The following is a 22,127-nucleotide window of genomic DNA, read 5'->3' on the forward strand; positions in this document are numbered from 1 at the left end:
TCTCTTGCAGGCAGGAAGCATGCGCGACCCCTATGAGGTGCTGGGCGTTGCCAAGAACGCATCGGCGAAGGACATAAAATCGGCTTACCGCAAGCTCGCCAAGAAGCATCATCCGGACCAGAATCCGAATGATCCCAAAGCGAAGGACCGTTTTGCGGCCGTCAACCAGGCTTACGAAGTCGTGGGCGACGAGAAGACGCGCGGCGCCTTCGACCGCGGCGAGATCGACGCCGAGGGCAAGCCGAAATTCCAGGGTTTTGAAGGCGCGGCCGGCGGCGACCCGTTCGCCGGGTTCCGCCGTCAGCAGGGCCCGGGCGGCGCGCATTTCGAATTCCGCACCGGGCGTCCGGGCGGCGATCCGTTCGACGGCAACAGCGATATCTTCAGCCAGATATTCGGCGATGCTTTTTCCGGCGCCCGCGGCGCCGGCGCAAGGGCGGCCGGGCCAGGCGACCGCCGCCAGCCGGCGCAGGCTGCCGACCTCAACGTCACCATGGACATCAGCGTCGAGGAGGCAGCCACCGCCGACAAGGTGACGGCGATGTTCCCCGACGGCCGCAAGGTGGCGGTGAAGCTGCCGGCCTATGTCGAGGACGGCCAGACGATTCGCCTGAAGGGTCAGGGCGGGCAGGGTCCGGGCCAGCCGGGCGATGCGCTGGTCAAGATCCACATCCGCCGCCATCCGCGCTACCGCATCGAGGGGCGCGACCTGCATGTCGACCTGCCCGTCTCCCTGGCCGACGCCGTCCTCGGCGCCAAGGTGGCGGTCGAGACGCCGACCGGCAAGCTCGCGGTCAACGTCCCAGCATGGTCGAGCTCGGACAAGGTGCTGCGCCTCAAGGGCAGGGGCCTGCCGGAAAAGGCTGGCGGCCATGGCGATCTCTATGCCCATGTGCGATTGATGCTGCCGGAAGGCGGCAATGCCGAGCTTGAGGCCCTGATGCGCGGCCGAAAAGGCTGATTGAGGGAATTTTGTTCCTGTTACAGTGTCTTTTGGGCGCTTGAAGGGGCTTTGTGCCTGTGCGATAGGGCTCTCCACAAAGCAGATATTCTTGCGGAGAGCTTGCACATGGCAGCTGGACAGGGCCTGATGGCCGGTAAGCGGGGCCTGATCCTCGGCGTCGCGAACAATCGGTCGATCGCTTTCGGCATCGCCAAGGCATGCGCCGATCATGGCGCCGAAATCGCGCTGACCTATCAGGGCGAAGCCTTCAAGAAGCGCGTCGAGCCGCTCGCGGCCGAACTCAACGCGCATGTCGCCGGACATTGCGACGTGACCGACCCGGAAAGCCTGGACGCCGTCTTTGCCGACATTGCCAAGCATTGGGGCAAGCTCGACTTCCTCGTCCATGCCATCGCCTTCTCCGACAAGGACGAGCTCACCGGCCGCTATGTCGAGACGACGCGCGACAATTTCCTGCGCACCATGGACATCTCGGTCTATTCCTTCACCACCATCGCCAAGCGCGCCGAGCCGCTGATGACCGATGGCGGTTCGCTGCTGACGCTGACCTATTACGGCGCCGAGAAGGTGATGCCGCATTACAACGTCATGGGCGTCGCCAAGGCGGCGCTCGAAGCCAGCGTGCGCTACCTCGCCGTCGACCTGGGTGCCAAGAAGATCCGCGTCAACGCCATCTCCGCCGGACCGATCAAGACGCTTGCCGCCTCCGGTATCGGCGACTTCCGCTATATCCTGAAGTGGAACGAGTACAATTCGCCGCTGAAGCAGACGGTCACCCAGGAAGAGGTCGGCGATTCCGGCGTCTATTTCCTGTCGGACCTGTCGCGCGGCGTGACCGGCGAGGTCCACCACGTCGATTCCGGCTACCATGTCGTCGGCATGAAGGCGGTCGACGCGCCGGATATCTCGACCGTCAAGGACTGATCCTCTCCTTCGCCGATCCTTCGTCCCAGGCCCTGGCTCGACCTTGGAAGACCTGATGTATCCGCTCGTCTACATCGCGCGCCACGGCCAGACCGAGTGGAATGCCGAGCACCGCCTGCAGGGCCAGGCCGACACCGACATCAACGCATTCGGCCGCGAGCAGGCCACGCAAAATGGCCGACGGTTGGCGCAGCTAATCAGAAATCCTGCGGATTTCGATTTTGTCGCCAGCCCGATGCGGCGCACGCGCGAGACGATGGAATTGATGCGCGAAGCGATGGGGCTCGATCCCACCGCCTACCGCACCGATGCGCGCCTTGTGGAGATAAGCTTCGGCGACTGGCAGGGTTTTACCTTCGCCGAACTCGAGGAACGTGCTCCCGGTTCAACCGACGGCCGACGCGCTTCCAAGTGGGATTTCCAGCCGCCCGGCGAGGGCGCCGAAAGCTACGAGATGCTGCTCGACCGGATCAAGCCGTGGTTCGACGGGCTGCGCCAGCCTACCGTCTGCGTGACCCATGGCGGCGTCATGCGCTGCTTCTTCCGCTTCGTTACCGGCATTTCCAAGCAGGAAGCCGCCGGCCTGGAGATCCCGCAGGATCGCCTGCTGCGACTGGAAGGCCGCAGCCTGGAGTGGTTGTGAAGGTTAGCATCGTCATTCTAGGGTCTGCGCGCGTCGCTACGCTCCTTGCTTCGCCCTAGAATGACGAAGCTTCGGCGTTTCGGCCAATGTCTAAGGTTGGTCCCGGTGCAGTGCGGGCTTCGCGTCGGACTAGTTCTGGTCGCTGTCGGGCAACTGCATATCGGTGACGACATTCTCGCCATTGGTCACGTCGAAGGCGATGACGATGTCCATGCCCGGCTTCAGCGAGTCGATATCGGTCTCGGCGTTGAGCTTGTAGGCCTTGCCGTCGTCAAGCGTCAGCGTCAGCGTGTCCTTGTCGACCTTCTTGATCAGGCCTTCGGTCTGGCCGGCGAACGCGGCGGCGGTGGAAATCAGCAACATGGCGCAGGCGGCGCCAATCAGGGTACGCATCGTCGTCCTCTTTGGTCATTGCGCCGGCTGGTCAGCGGCGGATCCTCAACGGCGGATGGAGGAGAGCAGAAACCAACCGAATGTGTCAAAACTAAATCCGGCAGATCACAGTTTGATGCAGTCGTTTGACCACTGTGGAAAACGCCAATAGAAGGCAGCCTAACCGGCTTTGCCGCCGGGGCAGGGCGTATTCTCATGTCGCACAACACATTCGGCCATCTCTTCCGCGTCACCACCTGGGGTGAAAGCCACGGCGCCGCGCTCGGCTGCGTTGTCGATGGCTGCCCGCCCGGCATTCGCTTCAAGCGCGAGGATATCCAGGCCGAGCTCGACCGCCGCCGTCCTGGACAGTCGCGCTTCGTCACCCAGCGCCGCGAGCCGGACGAGGTCAAGATACTGTCCGGTTTCATCCTCGACGAGGACGGCGAGACGATGATCACCACCGGCACGCCGGTATCGATGCTGATCGAGAATGTCGACCAGCGCTCCAAGGATTATGGCGAGATCGCCCGCCAGTACCGGCCGGGTCATGCCGACTACACCTACGACGTCAAATACGGCCTGCGCGACCATCGCGGCGGCGGCCGCTCCTCGGCGCGCGAGACGGCGGCCAGGGTCGCGGCGGGCGCCCTGGCGCGCAGGATAGTTCCCGGCATGACGGTGCGCGGCGCGCTGGTCTCGATGGGCGAGAAGTCGATCGATCGCGGCAACTGGAACTGGAATTTCATCGGCGACGCCGAAAACCCGTTCTTCACGCCCGATCCGGCCTCGGTTCCGGTCTTCACCGCCTATCTCGACGGCATACGCAAGGCCGGCTCCTCGGTCGGCGCGGTGATCGAGATCGTCGCCGACGGCGTGCCGCCGGGCCTCGGCGCGCCGATCTACGCCAAGCTCGATCAGGACATCGCGTCCGGCCTGATGTCGATCAACGCGGTCAAGGGCGTCGAAATCGGCAACGGCTTCGAGGCGGCCCGTATCACCGGCGAGCAGAACGCCGACGAGATGCGCATGGGCAATGACGGCAAGCCGGTGTTTTTGTCCAACAATGCCGGCGGCATCCTGGGCGGCATCTCGACTGGACAGGCGATCGTCGCCCGCTTCGCCGTCAAGCCGACCTCGTCGATCCTGACCCCGCGCCGGTCGATCGACAAGGACGGTCACGATGTCGAGGTGATGACCAAGGGCCGCCACGATCCTTGCGTCGGCATCCGCGCGGTGCCGATCGGCGAGGCCATGGTTGCCTGCGCGATCGCCGATCATTATCTGCGGCACAGAGGACAGACAGGGAAGGGAGTAGGCAGTAGGGATTAGGCAGTAGGCCGCCCGACACAGCCGTTTCTTCCTTCTACTGCCTACTGCCTAACCCCTATTCCCTGCGAGCGAAGCGAGCGCCCAATGCCCTACGACCAGAAGAAGATCGTCGAAGCGATCCGCGCCTTCGAGCGCGGCGAGATCGTCGTCGTCATGGACGATGACGGGCGTGAGAACGAGGGCGACCTGATCGTCGCCGCCGTCCACTGCACGCCGGAGAAGATGGCCTTTATCGTGCGCAACACCTCCGGCATCGTCTGCACGCCGATGCTGCGCGAGGACGCCAGGCGGCTGAACTTGGCGCCGATGGTGGCGGACAATGACTCCGCCCACACCACCGCCTTCACGGTCAGCGTCGATTTCAAGCATGGCACGACAACAGGCATTTCCGCCGACGATCGCACGCTGACCGTGCGAAACCTTGCCAATGGCAATGTCGGCCCGTCGGATTTCGTGCGCCCCGGCCACATCTTCCCGCTGATCGCGCGCGAAGGCGGCGTCTTGATGCGCTCCGGCCACACCGAAGCCGCGGTCGATCTCTGCAAGCTTGCCGGCCTGCCGCCGGTCGGCGTCATCTCCGAGCTGGTCAACGACGACGGCACCGTCAAGCGCGGCCCGGAAGTGCAGGCTTTCGCGGAACAACATGGCCTGAGGCAGGTTTCGGTCGCCGACCTCATCGCCTACCGTCAGCGCAAGGAAACGCTGGTCGAGCGCGTCGCCTGCTCCGACATCGACACGCCCGGCGGCAAGGCGCAGGTCTTCACCTACACGCTGCCCTGGGATTCCATGCACCATGTCGCGGTCGTCTTCGGCGATATCCGCGACGGCGAGGACGTGCCGGTGCGCCTGCATTCCGAAGATGTTGTCACCGACGTCTTCGGCACCAGCCATCGCCTCGACGGCATCATGAAGGCGATGGGCGAGCGCCGGCGCGGCGTCATCGTCTATCTGCGCGAGGGGTCCGTCGGCGTCGCCCACCAGGAGCGCAATCGGCCGCAGAGCGGCGACCGCGAGGACCACGAGGAAGCCCGCCGCCGCGAGAACGAGTGGCGCGAGATCGGCCTCGGCGCCCAGATCCTCAAGGACTTGGGCATCTCCTCGATCAACCTGATCGCCTCGCGCGAGCGCCACTATGTCGGTCTCGAGGGGTTTGGCATCCACATCGCCAAGACCGAAATTTTGTAGCTCGCTGAACCCCCGCGACGTCGTCATCCACGGGCGGAGCAAGGAGCGAAGCGCCGCGCGCAGACCCGAGGATCCATGCCGTGACTTCGAAGCGCCGCGACGGTTCAGAATTCTGCTCCGCTGCGCTCTACGATCGAGGTAACGGAATGGATCCTCGGGTCTGCGCTCCGCTTCGCGTCGCTCCGCCCGTGGATGACGAAGTCATAGAGGCTACGGCCAACTTCCAACCTCTGCGATGATCAACGGATGGCTGGCCACGCTTTTGGCCGTCACTGCGCCGGGATCACCGCCTCGCCTCTGTCCACGTCGCAATCGTCCGTCGCCAACCGGCGTTGCCCGGCGAGCACGGTGGCCAGCGCGATCGCGCCTGCCGCCACCGACACCCAGAACCCGCTCTGCGGACCGAAACTGTCAACCATCCAGCCGGCGGCGAAGGAGCCGAGCGCTATGCCGATGCCGATGCCGGTGGTCACCCAGGTGACGCCTTCGGTGAGCATCGCCGGCGGCACGTGGCGTTCGATCAGGCCGAAAGCGGTGATGAAGGTCGGCGAGATCGCGACGCCGCTCACGAACACCGCGAGCGCCAGCGTCGGCACAGTGTCGGCGAAAAGCAGCGGCAGCGTGGTGAGCGCGATCACGCTGACTGCGACAGCCAGTTGCCGTTGCAGCGGTGCCTTCAGCCTGAGCGCGCCGACGATGATGCCGAGCACGAAGGATCCCAGCGCATAGACGCCGATGACGAGGCTTGCCGCTTCAGGCTGGCCGAGCTGCTTTGTAATGGCGACCGTCGTCACTTCGGTCGTCGCGAAGGTCGCGCCGACGAAGATCAGCGCGAAGGTGATGATCTGCACTGGCCGCAGGCGGATCGCCGAACCGGTCGCCCCATGTTCCGCCGGGCGGATGGGTGGTTCGGACGAACGCTGCAGCAGGAATGCCGCCGTGCCGAGCGCGAGCAGCAACGTGCTGACCACCATGCCGGCTTCGGGAAACAGCGCCGCGCTCAAGCCCACCGACAGCGAGGCGCCTGCGACATAGACCAGCTCGTCCGCCGCCGATTCGAAGGCGAAGGCGGTGTTCAACTCGGGACGATCGCGAAAGATCTCGGTCCAGCGTGCCCTGACCAATGCCGGGATGCTGGGCATGGCGGCGGCAAGCAGAGCGGAAAGGAACAAGGTCCAGGCCGGCCACTGTTGGTTAGCCGCGACGATCAGTGTCGCGAAGGAAATGACCGAGACGAGCGTCATCGGCGCGGCGATCGCCGTCTGGCCGCGCCGGTCGACCAGCCGCGACACCTGCGGCGACAGGAAGGCGTTGACCAGCGCGTAGGTGGCCGAGACGGCGCCGGCCAGCCAGTATTCGCCATGCGTCTGCGACAGCATCGCCACGATGCCGATCGGCGCCATGGCGATCGGCAGCCGCGCGATGAAGGCGGCCGCGGCGAAGCCTTTCGTGCCGGGAGCCCGAAAGATGTCCGAATAAGGGTTTCGCATGGTCTTGCTCCTCGACAACATAACATATCGCAACTACATACGCTGCGTATGAAAGTCAGATAGTTCATACGCAGCGTATGTCAATTGGCATACGAGACGTATGTGAATGGGGCCAGAGGCATGCACAGACCGCGCAAGGAGATGATCGCCGAGACGCGCGCCAAGCTGATCGCGGCCGCCCGCCATGCTTTCGGCACGGTCGGCTATGCCGAGTCCTCGATGGACGATTTCACCGCGTCTGCCGGGCTGACCCGCGGCGCGCTCTACCATCATTTCGGCGACAAGAAGGGGCTGCTGCAGGCGGTGATCGCCGAGATCGACGGCGAAATGGCCGTGCGGGTGAACGAGGTGGCGTCGAAAGCGCCGACCCGCTGGCAGCATTTCGTCGACGAATGCACCACCTATATCGAGATGGCGCTGGAGCCGGAAATCCAGCGCATCATGTTCCGCGACGGCCCGGCGGTGCTCGGCGACCCGGCGCAATGGCCCAATGCCAGTGCCTGCATCGCCTCGATGACCAACCATCTGACGAAGCTGCAGGACGATGGCGTGGTCGTTCCGGAGCTTGATCCCGAGACGACCGCACTGCTGATCAACGGCGCCAGCAGCCAGGCCGCGCAGCGTATCGCCAATTCCGGTGACCCCGAAGCGACGTCGAAGAAGGCGATCGCGGCGTTCAAGCAACTGCTCGAAGGCTTGCGCAGAAAAACTTGACGGCACGTTTGGCTGACCAAGCCGTCGGGTTGTGCACTGGTTTCAGGCCCTCGCAACCCTGCCGTGATTGACAATCGATCGGGTGAGCGCATCCTCCCCAGCCATTCTCTTACAGCGCCGCGCGTTCTTTGAACGCGCAAAGGACGCTGTAAAACTTGATTTGGCGCATGATCCTTTTCCGAAAATCGATTCCGATTTTCGGGGTCATGCGCGGGTGGGAGAGTCGGGGCATGTGGGACTTCAGCATCGCCAGGTCGGTGTCCATCATGATGCGGACATGGCCGTTCATCGTCTTTCGCATGATCGTCTATTTCGGCATCACGGTCGCCTACATCATGGCGACCGGAACCGGCGCCAGCGTCGGCTACGGCGTCGGCCACATCTCGACCGACCCGGACGGACCGACGTCTTTCGCGCTCTGGGGCGGCGTGGTCGGCTTCGGCATCGTCTCGATCGCCGTCTACTGGATCCGCGAATACATTCTCTACGTGCTCAAGGCCGGTCATATCGCCGTCATGGTGCATCTGATCGACGGTCATGACGTTCCCGACGGCCAAGGGCAGATCGCCTATGCCAAGGAAGTGGTCACCCAGCGTTTCGCCGAGGCCAACATCCTTTTCGTCGTCGACCAGCTGGTCAAGGGCGCCATCCGCGCCATCACCGGCCTGATCGGCGGCATCGCCGCCTTCCTGCCCATTCCGGGCCTGAGCGGTCTCGTCAGCTTCATCAACACGGTGATCCGCCTGTCGCTGACCTATGTCGACGAGATCATCCTCGGCTACAACATCCGCATCAATTCGAATTCGCCTTTCGAGACGGCGCGCCAAGGCGTCGTGCTTTACGCGCAGAACGGCAAGCACATGATCAAGAACGCCGTCTGGCTAGCGGTGATCATGTGGGGCGTGTCCTTCGTCATCTTCCTGTTGATGCTGGCGCCCGCGGCCGCGATCCTCTGGGTCATGCCGGGACAGCTTGCCGGCTGGGCCTTCGTGCTGGCGATCGTGTTTGCCTGGGCCTTCAAGGCGGCCTTCATCGAGCCCTTCGCCATCGCCTCGCTGATGCAGGTCTATTTCGAAGCCATCGAAGGCCAGACGCCCAATCCCGAATGGGACCGCCGGCTCGCCGAGGCCTCGTCCAAGTTCAGGGAACTGCGCGACAAGGCGTTGGGCTCCTTCGGCGGCTCGCGCTGGGATACGCCTCGGGCCGCCTGATTATGGCGTCGGCTGGTCGACGTCACGAAGCCTCGCGATTGCCGATTTGAGCGGCGCTTCGCCGGCGCCGCAGAAAGTCTCGCTCATCACCAGCTCCGGCAGCGGCAGGCGCTTGCCCCAGCCATGCGCCTCGAGGTCCGGTTTCGGCGCGAATTGCGACACGCGGCCGACGCACAGATAGGCGATCGGCGTGACATGCTCCGGGATCGACAAGAGCTGCTTCAGCGCCTCGGTCTCAATGATGCTGACCCAGCCGACGCCGACACCTTCCGCCCGCGCCGCCAGCCAGAAATTCTGCACCGCGCAGACGGTGCTGTAGAGATCCATCTCGGGGTTGTGCCAGCGCCCGAGCGGAGAGTCTTTCGAGCGCTGCCGGTCGCAGGTGATGCACAGGTTGAGCGCGCTTTCGCAGATGCCTTCGAGCTTCAGCTTGCGGTAGAGCGCCTGCCGTTCCGCCTCGATCGCCGGCAGTTCCTGTTCGCGCGCGGCGAGGAACAGATCGCGCACCTGCCGCCGCCTTGCCGCGTCGCGGATGACGATGAAGTTCCACGGCTGCATGTAGCCCACCGACGGCGCGTGATGGGCCGCGGTGATCAGCCGCGCCAGCACGCTGTCATCGAGATCGTCGGAGACAAAATGGCTGCGCACGTCACGCCTGGTGAACATCGCCCTGTAGACCGCGTCGCGCGCCAATTGGTCAAAGTCGTCGCCGCTCGTGGCGATCGCTGCTGCCGTCATCGCTTTTCCCCTTGCGATAAGCAGTCTCCCGCCTGACCAAGCGGAAAACCATGTCTGCCAGGCCGGTCTTCTGGCTCGGGATCGTCCCGCACCGGCGCCTTCCCGTCATCGACAGTGGCTCTTGCCGGCGCGGTCCCCCTCACAGCGTTGGGCACGCCACGGATTTCAACCGTGTTCCCGATTCTCCCGCGTCGCGGGCACCAGGCAGCGACGAGACCTTACCGCGAAGCTTGGGCTGCGCCAATGGTGCCAGCGACACGGGTTGGCGCAATTTTCCCCAGCCATTCGGCTTTCAAACATGGTCATCCGTGCCGCCGGTGCCTAGATTAGGCGCCATGGCCACCCGTCTCTACACGCACCCGATCTTCCTGGAACATCTTACGCCGCCCGGACATCCCGAGCGGCCCGACCGCCTGCGCGCCATCGAGCGTGTGCTCGACGACGAGGCTTTTTCGGCGCTCGACCGCGTCAAGGCGCCCGAAGGCGACGAGAAAACCATCCTCTATGCGCACCCCGAGGATTTCGTCGAGCGCGTGCGCGCGGCGATCCCTGAGAACGGCATCGTCTCGATCGACGCCGATACCAGCGCCAGCCCGAAAAGCTGGCAGGCCGCGGTGACGGCCATCGGGGGCGCCAACGCCGCGGTCGACGATGTCTTCGAAGGCCGCGCCGCCAATGTCTTCGTCGCCGCGCGTCCGCCGGGTCACCATGCTGAAAAGACCACCGCGATGGGCTTTTGCCTGTTCAACACGGCCGCGATCGCTGCCCGCTACGCGCAGAAGAAGCACCAGGCCGAGCGCGTCGCCATCGTCGACTGGGACGTCCACCACGGCAACGGCACCCAGGACATTTTTTGGGACGACCCGTCGGTGCTCTATTGCTCGACGCACCAGATGCCGCTTTATCCTGGCACCGGCGCGAAGAGCGAGACCGGCGCCGGCAACATCGTCAACGCGCCGCTCGCGCCGCAGACCGGCAGCGACCTGTTCCGCGATGCCTTCCTGTCACGCGTGCTGCCCTCCATCGATGCGTTCGCGCCGGACCTCATCATCATTTCCGCCGGCTTCGACGCGCACCACCGCGATCCGCTCGCCGAGATCAACCTGACTGAGGACGATTTCGACTGGGCGACCGGCCAGCTGATGGAGCGCGCCGGGCGCCACAGCTCCAACAGGCTCGTCAGCCTGCTGGAAGGCGGCTACGATCTGCAGGGACTGGCATTTTCAGTCGCCGCCCATGTCGGGCGGCTGATGAAGGGATAGGGTATGGCAGTGGAAGGCAATGAGGACGTCAAGGCGATGAGCTTCGAGCAGGCGCTCGACGCGCTGGAGAAGATCGTCGACGATCTGGAGCGCGGCGACGTCCTGCTCGACCAGTCGATCAGGATCTACGAGCGCGGCGAGGCGCTGAAGGCGCACTGCGACCGGCTGCTGAAGGCCGCCGAGGACAAGGTCGAGAAGATCAGGCTGTCGCGCGACGGCAAGCCGGCAGGAACGGAGCCGCTGGACGCGGACTGATTTGGAATAGGGTGGGCAGAGCAAGCAGGTAAGGAGTTCAAGCCATGTGCCGCAACATCAAGACCCTGGCCAATTTCGAACCGCCGGCGACCAATGACGAAGTGCATGATGCTGCGCTTCAGTTCGTGCGCAAGCTCAGCGGCTCGACCAAGCCGTCCAAGCGCAACGAACATGCCTTCCACCATGCGGTGGAGGCGATCGCCGCGATCGCGCGCGAATTGATCGACTCGCTCGAAACCAGCCAGGAACCGCGCAACCGCGAGGAAGAGGCCGCCAAGGCGAAAGCCAGGTCGGCGCTGCGCTTCGCCTGAGGGACGGTCATGAGCTTCTTTCCGGGAAACGATCCTGAGCCCGGCGATGCCTTCGCCTGCGACCAGATCGAGCTGATGGTCGTTCCGAACGCCAAGGATATCGGCGGTTTCGAGGTGCGACGCGCCTTGCCGACGGCAAAGCGCCGTCTGGTCGGGCCGTTCATCTTCTTCGACCGCATGGGACCGGCCATCCTGCGCGCCGGTCATGCGCTCGACGTGCGCCCGCATCCGCATATCGGGCTTTCCACCGTCACCTATCTGTTCGACGGCAAGATCAGGCACCGCGACTCGCTCGGTACCGAAATGGTGATCGCGCCCGGCGACGTGAACCTGATGACCGCCGGACGCGGCATCGTTCATTCCGAGCGCACGCCGGAGGAACTGCGCGGCGCGCCGATGTCGGTCTCCGGCCTGCAGACCTGGTTGGCGCTGCCCGACGGCAAGGAAGAAATTGCCCCGGTGTTCGCCAACACCTCGATGGCCCGCCTGCCTGAAATCGATGCTGAGGGCGTCAGCGGTCGCGTCGTCATCGGCGAATTCGAGAGCCTGCGCTCGCCCGTTGCGACCGCTTCGGATACGCTTTACGCCGATCTCAGCCTGGCGGCGGGCGCCAGCGTGAAGATTCCGGCCGATGCCGAGGAGCGCGCCATCTACACGCTGGAAGGCGACGTTTCGATCGCCGGCGATGTTTTCCCGGCCGAGCGGCTCCTGGTGTTCAAGCCGGGCGAGGAGATCGTCGTTTCCTCGGAGCGCGGCGCGCATTTCATGCTGTTCGGCGGCGCCTCGCTCGGCTCCAAGCGCTACATCTGGTGGAATTTCGTCTCGTCCTCGAAGGAACGCATCGAGCAGGCCAAGCAGGAATGGAAGACGGGCCGCTTCGATATCGTTCCTGGCGATGAGGAAGAGTTCATTCCGCTGCCGGAAGGTTAGTAGCGCAGAATTTCGACTGCCCGGACATGCCTGCGTCAGCAAGGTCGCATGCCGTGGCGATTGGCTGAATACATCGGTCGCGTCGTCATCCACGGGCGAAGCAAGGAGCGAAGCGACGCGCGTAGACCCGAGGATCCATTCCGTGACCTCCGAGCATTGCAACGGTGCAGAATTCTGCTCCGCTGCACGCTTGGTTTGAAGTCACGGAATGGATTCCAGGGTCTCCGCGACGGAGCTTCGCTCCTGCTTCGCCCTGGAATGACGACATTGGGAAGGCTTCGCCAATGCAGACGTTTGCGATGGTTCACCGAAACGAGCAATGCCTGCGCGTCACTGGCGCGCATTTACATTCGCCCGCCGGCGGCCTATTCCGGCGCATGATTAAGGCGCAATTTGCTGGTAGCGCCGTGTTCGATCAATTGAGGCAGGACGCGCCCGAGTGAAGCCAGACACGCCGCTGCTTGACAAGGTCCGCATTCCGGCGGACCTGCGGACGCTCGATGAGGGCGCGTTGCCGCAGCTTGCCGCGGAACTGCGCGCCGAACTTATCGACGCCGTGTCGCAGACCGGCGGCCATCTCGGTGCCGGCCTCGGCGTCGTCGAACTGACCGTCGCGCTGCATTATGTCTTCAACACGCCGGACGACCGGCTGATCTGGGACGTCGGCCACCAGGCCTATCCGCACAAGATCCTGACCGGCCGCCGCGACCGCATCCGTACGCTGCGCCAGGAAGGCGGCCTCTCCGGTTTCACCCGGCGGGCCGAGAGCGAATACGACCCGTTTGGCGCGGCACACTCCTCGACATCGATCTCGGCCGGCCTCGGTATGGCCATGGGGCGCGACCTGTCAGGCGGGCGCAACAATGTCATTGCCGTCATCGGCGACGGCTCGATGTCGGCAGGCATGGCCTTCGAGGCGCTGAACAATGCCGGCGCGCTCGATGCCCGGCTGATCGTCATCCTCAACGACAACGACATGTCGATCGCGCCGCCGACCGGCGCCATGAGCGCCTATCTGGCCAGGCTCGCCTCCGGCAAGGCTTATCTGGGCCTGCGCGACTTCGGCAAGAAGCTGACATCCTATCTCGGCAAGCGCGCCGACCGCGCCATTACCCGCGCCGTCGAGCATGCGCGCGGCTACGTCACCGGCGGCACACTGTTCGAGGAGCTCGGCTTCTACCATATCGGCCCCATCGACGGACACAATCTGGAGCATCTCATCCCGGTGCTGAAGAATGTGCGCGACAACGGCAAGGGCCCGGTGCTGATCCATGTCGTGACCCAGAAGGGCAAGGGCTACGCGCCGGCGGAGGCCGCGGCCGACAAATATCACGGCGTCAACAAGTTCGACGTCATCACCGGCGCGCAGGCCAAGGCGCCGGCCAATGCACCGGCCTACACCAAGGTCTTCGCCGAAAGCCTGATCCAGGAAGCGCGCGAGGACGACCGCATCGTCGCCATCACCGCCGCCATGCCGAGCGGCACCGGCCTCGATCTGTTCGGTGAGGTGTTTCCGCAGCGGACCTTCGATGTCGGCATTGCCGAGCAGCATGCCGTGACCTTCGCGGCGGGGCTGGCCACCGAAGGCTACAAGCCCTTCGCCGCCATCTATTCCACCTTCCTGCAGCGCGCTTACGACCAGGTCGTGCACGACGTTGCAATCCAGAAATTGCCGGTACGCTTCCCGATCGACCGCGCCGGTTTCGTCGGCGCCGACGGCGCCACCCATTGCGGCGCCTTCGACACGACCTTCCTCACCACGCTGCCGGGCTTCGTCGTCATGGCCGCGGCCGATGAGGCGGAACTGCGCCACATGGTGCGCACCGCGGCGTCCTATGATGACGGTCCGATCGCCTTCCGCTATCCGCGCGGCAACGGCGTCGGCGTCGACATGCCGGAGCGCGGCGCGGTGCTCGAAATCGGCAAGGGCCGCGTCCTGAAGGAAGGGACAAAGGTCGCGCTGCTTTCCTTCGGCACGCGGCTGCAGGATTGCCTATTGGCGGCCGAGGAGCTCGGCGCGGCAGGCCTGTCCACCACGGTTGCCGACGCCCGCTTCGCCAAGCCGCTGGACGAAGATCTGATCCGCCGGCTCGCCCGTTCACACGAGGTGCTGGTGACCGTGGAGGAAGGCGCTATCGGCGGCTTCGCCAGCCAGGTGCTGCATTTCCTTGCCCATGAAGGCCTGCTGGAAAGCGGCCTCAAGGTGCGCCCGCTGGTGCTGCCGGACATGTTCACCGATCATGCCAAGCCGGAGAAGATGTATGCCGATGCCGGCCTGGATTCTGCAGGTATCGTGCGCACGGTCTTTGCTGCGCTCGGTCGCGGCGTGCAGGCGCAGCGCGCCTGAATCAAGGCTTCAACACGCTGAATCGGTTTGCCGGCTGCCGGAAGCAATTCCAGCAAAAGTGTGCGTGGTTTTGCGTCCGGAATTGCGTCACTTCAAGATCGTAACTAGTTGTTAACGCTTCCATTTGGCGGTTCGCTTACCCTGTCTCTTGGCCGATTTTCAACGGCGCCCTGCTAAGACCTTGGTCCCAGGCACGGGGTAAGAACAATGAAGGCGTTCCTTTGCGGCATGGCCTTGCTGGCTGCCATGGCTGCGCCGGCGGCAGCCGAGACGCGTTACGACCGCAATCTCGAAAAGGCGGCGATGGAGATCGTCGCCGGCAAGATGGGCAACATCCGCGGCACCTTCTCCTACAAGCAGGTTCCTCAACTCGTCGTGGTGCCGGATGCTGCGCCTGTCGCGCCCACTTCGGTTGAGCCGCCGCGCAAGGAAGCATCCGGCAATGACGGCCTGACGCCGGCCGTCGAGCGCCAGGTTTCGCGAACTGTCTTTTAAAGCAGGTCGCGTGAAAAAGGATTCACGCAACCTGCTTTAAGTCTTTGATCTTAAGCATGTCTTTGTCCCGAAACCGGGACCACTTTCGGGAGACATGCTTTAAAACCACATATCCCGCACGCAGCGCCCGTCGCGCGGCAGGTCGTCAAAACTGTCGAGGCCGTCGAAATGGTCGATCGGCAGGTCGGCGACGTCCTGCGGCGGCGCCAGCCTGACATTGACGGCGATGCGCATGCGGCCGCTCTCGTCGGAACGCATGCCGCGCCAGGCGATCACGCAGGCACAGGTCGGGCAGAACAGGATTTCCAGCGCGGGCTTCGCCACCTCGGCGCGCGTGTAGGATTTCAGCGGTCCCGCGATATGGATGCGCTCGTCGAGATAGTCATAGGCCCAGAGTGCGCCGTAGCGCCGGCAAAGCGTGCAATTGCATGCGGTGATTCCGCCGGGATCGCCTTCCAGCGTCCAGTGCGCCGCGCCGCAATGACAGGTACCTTTCAGCATTGCCACCTCCATTGGCTGACGAATGGCCTGTTCCCGCCGGCATTCTGCAGCCTGCTGCCCGATATTCAAACCCATTGCGTTCGCGCCCGGCATTCGCCAATGAAGGCCGATGAGTTCCCCTTTGCCAGCCAGCCAGCGCCAGCGGCTCGACGAATTGCTCGTCGGGCGCGGCCTGTTCGCCAGCCGCTCGCGCGCCCGCGACGCGATCGAGCGCGGCACGGTGACGGTCGACGGCATCGTCGCCCGCAAGCCCGGCCAGCCTGTCGCGCCGGACTGCCTGGTCGCCATCGACGATCCGGCGCGGGCCTATGTCTCGCGCGCGGCGCTGAAGCTGATCGCCGGCCTCGACCATTTCGGCCTCGATCCTTCCGGCAGCGAAGCGCTCGACGTCGGCGCCTCGACCGGCGGCTTCACCCAGGTGCTGCTCGAGCGCGGCGCCACGCATGTCACGGCGATCGATGTCGGCCACGGCCAGATGCATCCCGACCTTGCCGGCGACCCGCGCGTGACGGTGATCGAAGGGCTGAACGCCCGCGATTTGACGGCAGCCGATCTCGGCGGCCGCATCCCCGGTTTCCTGGTCTGCGACGTCTCGTTCATTTCGCTGAAGCTGGCGCTGCCGCCGGCGCTGGAATTGGCGGGCGAGGGCGCCAGGGCAATTCTCCTGGTCAAGCCGCAATTCGAGGCCGGCCGCGAGGCGATCGGCAAGGGCGGCCTGCTCAAAGATCCAGGCGATGCAGCGCGCATTGCAGCTAACCTGCGCGATTGGCTCGCTGGTATTTCCGGCTGGCGGGTCTTGGGACTCCACCCGTCGCCGATCGAAGGCGGCGACGGCAACCGCGAGTTCCTGCTCGCCGCCACGAAGGACGGGTGATGAGCACACGCTTGACGATCGCAAGGCTCGGCTCGCAGGGCGACGGCATCGCCAATGCGGAGGGCGGGGAGGTCTTCGTCCCGTTCACGCTGCCGGGCGAGGCGGTCATGGCCGCGCGCCAGAAGGACCGTGCCACGCTGATGTCGGTGCTGGAAGCCTCGCCGCTCAGGATCGACCCGGCCTGCCGCCATTTCACCGAATGCGGCGGCTGCGCGCTCCAGCATTTCGAAGCGGAAGCCTACCGGCAATGGAAGCGCGAGAAAGTCGCGCAGGCCCTGAAGACCAAGGGCATCGCCTGTGACATCGCCGCGCTGGTGCCTTGCGCGCCGCACACCCGTCGCCGCGTCACGTTCAGCGCCAGGCGCACCGAAACCGGGATGCTGCTCGGCTTCGTGCGCGCGCTGTCCTCCGAGATCATCCCGATCGAGGAATGCCCGATCTCGCTGCCGGCGATCGTTGCGGCGCTCGACAAATTGCGCGCCCTGGCCGGCTTGGTCTGCGCGACGTCGAAGGCGTTTCATATGACCGTGACCGTCACCGCCTCGGGCCTCGACATTGCCGTCCATGATGCCGGTAAGCTTGGCGACCACCAGCGCCGCATCGCTTCGAACTTCGTCATGGCCGAGGGTCTGGCGCGGCTTTCCGTCGATGGCGAGATCGTCGTCGAGCCTAAGAAACCGATGGTGCAATTCGGATCGGTTGCTGTCGCTCTGCCGCCCGGCGCCTTCCTGCAGGCGACGGAAGCCGCCGAGCAGGCAATGGCTGGTCTCGTCAGCCAGCATCTGTCGCGCGCCAGGAAGGTCGCGGACCTGTTCGCCGGCTGCGGCAGCTTTGCGCTGCGGCTTGGCGCGAAATCGGAGGTCCATGCCGTCGAAGGCGATGCGCCGGCGCTTGCCGCGCTCGACCGCGCCTACCGCTTCGCCACCGGTCTGAAGCGGGTGACCAGCGAACGCCGCGACCTCTTCCGCCGGCCGCTGACCTTCAAGGAGTTGAACGTCTTCGACGGGCTGGTCTTCGATCCGCCGCGCGCCGGCGCCGAGGACCAGTCGAAGCAGATCGCCCGTTCCGACGTGCCGCTGGTCGCCGCCGTCTCCTGCAATCCGGTGACGCTGGCGCGGGATCTGCGCACCCTCATCGACGGCGGCTATCAACTGAAGAGCGTCACGCCGATCGACCAGTTCCTGTGGTCGTCGCATGTCGAGGCGGTGGCATTGCTGGAGAAGCCGAAGCGGCGGCGATAGCCTACGACTGGCGGTTGGCAAGAAATTTTGTGAAGCCTCTGTTCCTTCGACGAAATTGCGCCCTAAAGCCGCCTTTTTGCGGGACTTAAATTTTGGCGGTTCGGGAAACGTTCCGACCTCTGGAGCGTTACCACTTTGAATGGATGGCGGATTGCAATGCGCACGCTTCAGAAATTCCTCGGTCTCGTCGTCGTTCTCGTCATATTCGCGGTCGGTTCCGCGGCCGGAGCGCTGGCGCAAGGTGAAAAGCGGCTAGCCTTCGTCATCGGCAATGGCGCCTATCAATCCGGAGAGCTCGCGACAGCCGCCAACGACGGCGGACTGATCGCTCAGACCCTGCAGGCGGCCGGTTTCGATGTGGTTGGGGCCCGCGATGTGGATCAGGAATCACTGCGCGGCGCGTTGCGTGATTTCCTTGGAAAGGTCTCCGCCGCAGGTCCCGATGCGGTCATTTTCGTGTACCTCGCCGGCCGCGGGGTGCAGTTCGAAGGCGAGAATTATTTCTTGCCGGTCGACGCCCAGATCGCCAATCCGGCCGACGTGCCGCTTCAAGCCATGCGGCTGTCCGATGTCACCAAGTCGCTGGCGGGACTGCCGGCGAAGGTCAATATCGTGGTCCTCGACGCGGCGCGCCCGAATGACTTCCCACAAATGAGCCAGCCGCTGGCTGGCGGCCTCGCGCTGGTCGACCCCGACCCGAACATGCTGATTGCGTTCAATGCCGCCCCCGGAACGGTCGCGCCTGAAGGCAAGGGCCCCTATGGCGCCTATGCTCAGGCGCTGGCCGAGATGATACGCGAAGGCGGGTTGTCGCTCGACGACGTGTTCGACCGCACGCGGCTGCGGGTCAACGAGGTGACGCAAGGCGCGCAAGTGCCGTGGAATGCCTCGAAGATCAATGTGCCTTTCGTCTTCTTCGATCGTGCCCCGGACGCGCCTGCGCCCAAGGTTTCGGAGGCCGAATCCCGGTCCAACCGCACTCGGGAAATACGCGACTTCGATGCGCACGACGCCTATGTCGCGGCTCTCGACCGCGATACCATGCGCGGCTACCAGGATTTCCTCGTCGCCTATCCGCACGATCCCATGGCCAAGCGGGTGCGCGCCATCATCGCGGCGCGGCGCGAGGCGATCACCTGGCGCGAGACATGGCTGCGGGACACGCCGGAGGCCTATTGGTCTTATCTGCGGCGCTATCCGCATGGCCCGCACGCTTGGGACGCGCGTCGTCGGCTCGAGCATTTCGATGCTGCGCTGGAGCCGCCGGAGGAATTCACCGTCTATGACTATGATTTGCCGCCGCCTCCGCCGGAGGAAATCATCTATGTCGACCGGCCGGTGCTCTATTTCGACGACCCGGATTTCGACTTCGACCCGCCGCCTCCGGTTACGGTGATCTTCCTGCCGCCGCCGCCGCCGGATTTTGTCGTGCTGGCGCCGCCTCCGCCACCGGTCGACGTCTTCGTCCTGCCGACGCCGGTCTTCGTGCCCGTGCCGGTATGGGTCAGGCCGCCGCATAACATCGTGCCGCCGCCGGACAATTTCATCTTCAACAACATCCACAACACGACCGTTATCAACAACACGACGATCAACGAGAACAATCAGCAAGGGCAGGGTGGCGGCCTCACCACCGGCCAGAAGCTGACCGCCGGCGCGGTTGGGCTGGGTGCCGCGGCTCTGGCTACCAAGGTGGCGCTGCCGCCGCTGTTGCAGAAGCGGGCGGCGTTGTCCAACCAGAATCCCGTTCAGGGCAAGATCGGCCAAGGTGCGGCGCAAGGCCAGCAGCCAGGCGGTGCGGCGCCGCTTTCGAAAACACTGGGCAAGCTCTCGACCGATCACGCACTGCCGGGAACGAACGGCAAGACGTTGCCGCTCGTCAACGGCAAGCCGGTGCTGAATGGCCAGAATTTCCCCAACGACAAGTCGAAGAAGCTGCTCGGCAAGCAGGGCACCCCGGGAACCAACCAGCAGGCAACCGGAAATGCCGGTGCCGCCGTTACCGGTAGCGGTCAGCAGAACGGAGCCGGCAACGGTCAGGGCAAGAATGGCAAGTTCCGCAAGCTGCCGACCGTCAACGGTCTGCCGGCCGAGAACGGACAGAGCGCCCAGCAGAAGTTCGGGAAGAACAATACGAAAGTGTTGTCCGATCAGAACGGAGGCAAACCGAAGAAGCTGACACGCAAGGATCTGACGGCAGGCCAGTCCGTCGTCGGACCGAGCGATCAAGGCTCGGCCGACGGAAGCGACAAGGGCAAGAAGTTCCGCAAGCTGCCAACCGTCAACGGTTTGCCAACCAACAATCGGCCTAGTGTGCAGGAGCGCCTCGGGAAGAACAATCCGAACGTGTTCTCCGACCAGAATCAGGGCTCACCAAACGGGAACAAGAAGTTCCGCAAATTGCAAAACGGTGGTGCAGATTCTGGTGGCGCGGAGGTCCAGCAGAACTTCAAGGTAAACAGGCCCAACGAGAATGCGCAGCGCCAGCTCAAGCTGCAGGAAAAGCCGAATGTGCAGGTGTTCGCCAAGCCGCCGAAACCGGAGTTCCATGCGCAGCCGAAGTTCCAGGTCCAGCAGCAGGAGCGGCGTCTGACGCAGCAGCCCAAGGAGCAGCCGCCGCAAGGCAACAAGAAGCCGAGCTGCGGGCATCCGGGCGAGCCGCCCTGCAAGCAATAGGCTTGCCGCTGTCGGACGGAAGCGATCCTTTCATGGGCCGGATCTTCCGACCCATGAACCTGCGAGAGGCGGCCACGAGTCCATGGCGCGGACCATCGTGTTAAAGGCGAAGGGCAGATCTCTCCAAGCGGCCGCTTTGCCTACGAACTCGGCGTCAGCCGTTTCGCCGTACCGCCGCGCTGATTGATCGACACCCAGGTGTTCGGGTTCTGCTGCGACTGGCGCTTTAGAAAATAATAGCCGGTGGCGTTCCAGGGGCGGATTTCGTCGACCATATTGTCCAGGACGAGATCGCCCTTGTCGGTCTTCACCGTCAGGATGGTGTGGCCCTCATTGTGAAGGTCGCGCACCACCGTCATCAACAGCGCCTGACGGGGAAATCCTGCCTCCTGGAGAAGCTTGCGCTTGTAGAGCGCGTAGATCTTGCAATCGCCCTTGCCGTCCACCGGATAGTCCCAGTGGTCCATCATCGTGCCCCAGTGGTCATAGTTGCTGACCGGCTTGATGGAGCGGTTCGCCTTCTGGTTTACCCGCTTGAGGATGCTCATGTTCTGCGCGGTCAGCTTGACGCTGGCGGCAGGCAAGGCGGGCACCTTGCACTCTTTCGGCCGGCGATGGCAGAAATCGAGCCAGCCATATGGGACGCTGGTGCTGCCGCCGACGGTGGCGGAACTGGCCGCAGGCCGCGTCGACGCTAGTTTGACCAGCGACGACTGCGCGGCCGCTGGGCCGACTTGCAGCGACGAAACGCCAACCAACGAAATGAAGCCAAGGAGGAGAGAAGAGGTCGAGACACCAGGGGATCGCTTCACTGCCAACACCACCGCAACGAGGAGACTGGCGACAGGCTAATGCGCAAACGCCGGCCCGGCCAATTAAACAATTAATAATGTCCTAACACGATTGTGTTCACTTCAAGGTGCCGGCGGGAAGTTCGGGCTGGAAACCATCAGCCCGTGCCCGAAAGGATGCGCTCGACGAAGGCGGGCACCACTTGCGTCGCCGGCCCTTCCAGTTGCTCGTCGAAACGGGAAGCCCAGCCGGCGCATTTCAGGTTGAGCTCGACGGTCAAGGCGCCGGCGATGCGTGCCTCTTCTACGAAGCCGGCGGCCGGATAGACGCTGCCGCTCGTCCCGATCGCCGCGAAGAGGTCGCAGCCGCCCAGCGCTTCGCTGATCTCTTCCATGCGATAGGGCATCTCGCCGAACCACACGACGTCTGGCCGCAGCCGTCCCCTGGCGCCGCAGGCCGGACACTCGGAATGGTCGGCGATGTCGTCGGCCCAGGCGCTGCTGGCGCTGCAATCTTGGCAAAGCGCGCGACAGAGCTCGCCATGCATGTGGATCAGCTTTCGCGAGCCGGCACGCTCATGCAGGTCGTCGATGTTCTGGGTGACGACCAGGACTTCGCGGGGAAAGGCTTGCTCGAGCCTGGCCAGCGCCTCATGCGCGGCATTGGGCTTGACGTCGCCAAGCTGCCGCCTGCGCATGTTGTAGAAGTCCTGCACCTTGGTTGGGTTGCGGGCGAAGCCCTGCGGGGTCGCGACCTCCTCAAAGTCGAAACTAGCCCACACCCCCTTCGGATCGCGAAACGTCGCGACGCCCGATTCCGCCGAGATGCCGGCGCCCGTCAGGATGACGATCTTGGGTTTGGACATTGGTC

General features: G+C 64.4%; 22 protein-coding genes and 1 riboswitch. Of the genes, 16 read left to right on the top strand and 6 right to left on the bottom strand.

What is annotated here, in order from left to right:
• The first annotated feature begins 19 nt into the window (after positions 1-19).
• From AC0YKC_RS01390 to AC0YKC_RS01400, 3 genes are all read left to right on the top strand, one after another.
• Entirely contained in the window at positions 20-961 is a 942-nt protein-coding gene (locus AC0YKC_RS01390) for a DnaJ C-terminal domain-containing protein (protein ID WP_434721688.1), read from the top strand.
• Between the two features lie 108 nt (positions 962-1,069).
• Positions 1,070-1,888, top strand: a complete 819-nt coding sequence (fabI, locus tag AC0YKC_RS01395) for an enoyl-ACP reductase FabI (RefSeq protein ID WP_224669765.1) — start codon at positions 1,070-1,072, stop codon at positions 1,886-1,888.
• A 55-nt stretch (positions 1,889-1,943) separates the two neighbouring features.
• The gene (locus AC0YKC_RS01400; RefSeq protein ID WP_320294744.1) at positions 1,944-2,531 is read left to right on the top strand and encodes a histidine phosphatase family protein; all 588 of its coding nucleotides are present in this window, start codon (positions 1,944-1,946) and stop codon (positions 2,529-2,531) included.
• A 129-nt stretch (positions 2,532-2,660) separates the two neighbouring features.
• On the opposite strand, the gene AC0YKC_RS01405 is transcribed toward AC0YKC_RS01400, so the two are convergent.
• The gene (locus AC0YKC_RS01405; RefSeq protein WP_140783436.1) at positions 2,661-2,924 is read right to left on the bottom strand and encodes a DUF1344 domain-containing protein; all 264 of its coding nucleotides are present in this window, start codon (positions 2,922-2,924) and stop codon (positions 2,661-2,663) included.
• A 195-nt stretch (positions 2,925-3,119) separates the two neighbouring features.
• On the opposite strand from AC0YKC_RS01405, the gene aroC reads away from it, so the two are divergent.
• Positions 3,120-4,235: a chorismate synthase gene (gene aroC, locus AC0YKC_RS01410; RefSeq protein ID WP_434721689.1), complete on the top strand. Its 1,116-nt coding sequence runs from the start codon at positions 3,120-3,122 to the stop codon at positions 4,233-4,235.
• 84 nt (positions 4,236-4,319) lie between these two features.
• Positions 4,320-5,420 (top strand): 3,4-dihydroxy-2-butanone-4-phosphate synthase, encoded by a 1,101-nt coding sequence (gene ribB / locus AC0YKC_RS01415; RefSeq protein ID WP_488509416.1) that lies wholly within the window; start codon positions 4,320-4,322, stop codon positions 5,418-5,420.
• A 269-nt stretch (positions 5,421-5,689) separates the two neighbouring features.
• Here ribB and AC0YKC_RS01420 read toward each other — a convergent pair whose 3' ends face one another.
• Positions 5,690-6,910, bottom strand: a complete 1,221-nt coding sequence (locus AC0YKC_RS01420) for an MFS transporter (protein ID WP_488509418.1) — start codon at positions 6,908-6,910, stop codon at positions 5,690-5,692.
• A gap of 120 nt (positions 6,911-7,030) precedes the next feature.
• Here AC0YKC_RS01420 and AC0YKC_RS01425 point away from each other — a divergent pair, with 120 nt between their 5' ends.
• Positions 7,031-7,624 (top strand): TetR/AcrR family transcriptional regulator, encoded by a 594-nt coding sequence (locus tag AC0YKC_RS01425; protein ID WP_320294748.1) that lies wholly within the window; start codon positions 7,031-7,033, stop codon positions 7,622-7,624.
• Between the two features lie 230 nt (positions 7,625-7,854).
• Positions 7,855-8,835: a hypothetical protein gene (locus AC0YKC_RS01430; RefSeq protein WP_488509420.1), complete on the top strand. Its 981-nt coding sequence runs from the start codon at positions 7,855-7,857 to the stop codon at positions 8,833-8,835.
• Here AC0YKC_RS01430 and bluB read toward each other — a convergent pair whose 3' ends face one another.
• Positions 8,836-9,573, bottom strand: coding sequence for a 5,6-dimethylbenzimidazole synthase (gene bluB / locus AC0YKC_RS01435; RefSeq protein WP_488509422.1), 738 nt, complete (start codon positions 9,571-9,573; stop codon positions 8,836-8,838).
• 43 nt (positions 9,574-9,616) lie between these two features.
• A riboswitch (cobalamin riboswitch) is annotated at positions 9,617-9,793 on the bottom strand.
• Positions 9,794-9,908: 115 nt separating this feature from the next.
• Here bluB and AC0YKC_RS01440 point away from each other — a divergent pair.
• The 6 genes from AC0YKC_RS01440 (at position 9,909) to AC0YKC_RS01465 (ending at position 15,173) form a co-directional block, all read left to right on the top strand.
• The gene (locus tag AC0YKC_RS01440) at positions 9,909-10,835 is read left to right on the top strand and encodes a histone deacetylase family protein (protein ID WP_434721694.1); all 927 of its coding nucleotides are present in this window, start codon (positions 9,909-9,911) and stop codon (positions 10,833-10,835) included.
• Positions 10,836-10,838: 3 nt separating this feature from the next.
• Positions 10,839-11,090: an exodeoxyribonuclease VII small subunit gene (locus AC0YKC_RS01445; protein WP_488509424.1), complete on the top strand. Its 252-nt coding sequence runs from the start codon at positions 10,839-10,841 to the stop codon at positions 11,088-11,090.
• Between the two features lie 44 nt (positions 11,091-11,134).
• Positions 11,135-11,401 carry a DUF2277 domain-containing protein gene (locus AC0YKC_RS01450; protein ID WP_434721695.1) on the top strand — a complete coding sequence of 89 codons (267 nt, stop codon included), beginning with the start codon at positions 11,135-11,137 and terminating at the stop codon, positions 11,399-11,401.
• Between the two features lie 9 nt (positions 11,402-11,410).
• Positions 11,411-12,331, top strand: a complete 921-nt coding sequence (locus AC0YKC_RS01455) for a pirin family protein (RefSeq protein ID WP_488509427.1) — start codon at positions 11,411-11,413, stop codon at positions 12,329-12,331.
• Between the two features lie 439 nt (positions 12,332-12,770).
• Positions 12,771-14,678 carry a 1-deoxy-D-xylulose-5-phosphate synthase gene (dxs, locus tag AC0YKC_RS01460; RefSeq protein ID WP_488509429.1) on the top strand — a complete coding sequence of 636 codons (1,908 nt, stop codon included), beginning with the start codon at positions 12,771-12,773 and terminating at the stop codon, positions 14,676-14,678.
• Between the two features lie 207 nt (positions 14,679-14,885).
• Complete coding sequence (locus tag AC0YKC_RS01465; protein WP_434721698.1) at positions 14,886-15,173, top strand: hypothetical protein; 288 nt, start codon at positions 14,886-14,888, stop codon at positions 15,171-15,173.
• Positions 15,174-15,272: 99 nt separating this feature from the next.
• Here AC0YKC_RS01465 and AC0YKC_RS01470 read toward each other — a convergent pair whose 3' ends face one another.
• Positions 15,273-15,674, bottom strand: a complete 402-nt coding sequence (locus AC0YKC_RS01470) for a GFA family protein (RefSeq protein WP_488509432.1) — start codon at positions 15,672-15,674, stop codon at positions 15,273-15,275.
• A gap of 109 nt (positions 15,675-15,783) precedes the next feature.
• Between AC0YKC_RS01470 and AC0YKC_RS01475 the strand changes: the two genes are divergently transcribed.
• The 3 genes from AC0YKC_RS01475 (at position 15,784) to AC0YKC_RS01485 (ending at position 20,465) form a co-directional block, all read left to right on the top strand.
• A complete protein-coding gene (locus AC0YKC_RS01475; protein WP_488509434.1) occupies positions 15,784-16,548 on the top strand; it encodes a TlyA family RNA methyltransferase in 765 nt (254 codons plus the stop codon).
• The gene (locus tag AC0YKC_RS01480) at positions 16,548-17,789 is read left to right on the top strand and encodes a class I SAM-dependent RNA methyltransferase (protein ID WP_434721701.1); all 1,242 of its coding nucleotides are present in this window, start codon (positions 16,548-16,550) and stop codon (positions 17,787-17,789) included. Before AC0YKC_RS01475 ends, AC0YKC_RS01480 begins: the two co-directional genes overlap by 1 nt.
• A gap of 156 nt (positions 17,790-17,945) precedes the next feature.
• Positions 17,946-20,465: a caspase family protein gene (locus tag AC0YKC_RS01485; protein WP_488509437.1), complete on the top strand. Its 2,520-nt coding sequence runs from the start codon at positions 17,946-17,948 to the stop codon at positions 20,463-20,465.
• Positions 20,466-20,605: 140 nt separating this feature from the next.
• Here AC0YKC_RS01485 and AC0YKC_RS01490 read toward each other — a convergent pair whose 3' ends face one another.
• Entirely contained in the window at positions 20,606-21,223 is a 618-nt protein-coding gene (locus AC0YKC_RS01490) for a transglutaminase-like cysteine peptidase (RefSeq protein WP_434721703.1), read from the bottom strand.
• A 191-nt stretch (positions 21,224-21,414) separates the two neighbouring features.
• Positions 21,415-22,122: an NAD-dependent deacylase gene (locus tag AC0YKC_RS01495; RefSeq protein WP_320294761.1), complete on the bottom strand. Its 708-nt coding sequence runs from the start codon at positions 22,120-22,122 to the stop codon at positions 21,415-21,417.
• Positions 22,123-22,127: the final 5 nt, after the last annotated feature.

The sequence above is a fragment of the Mesorhizobium sp. CNPSo 4661 genome (assembly GCF_057784215.1).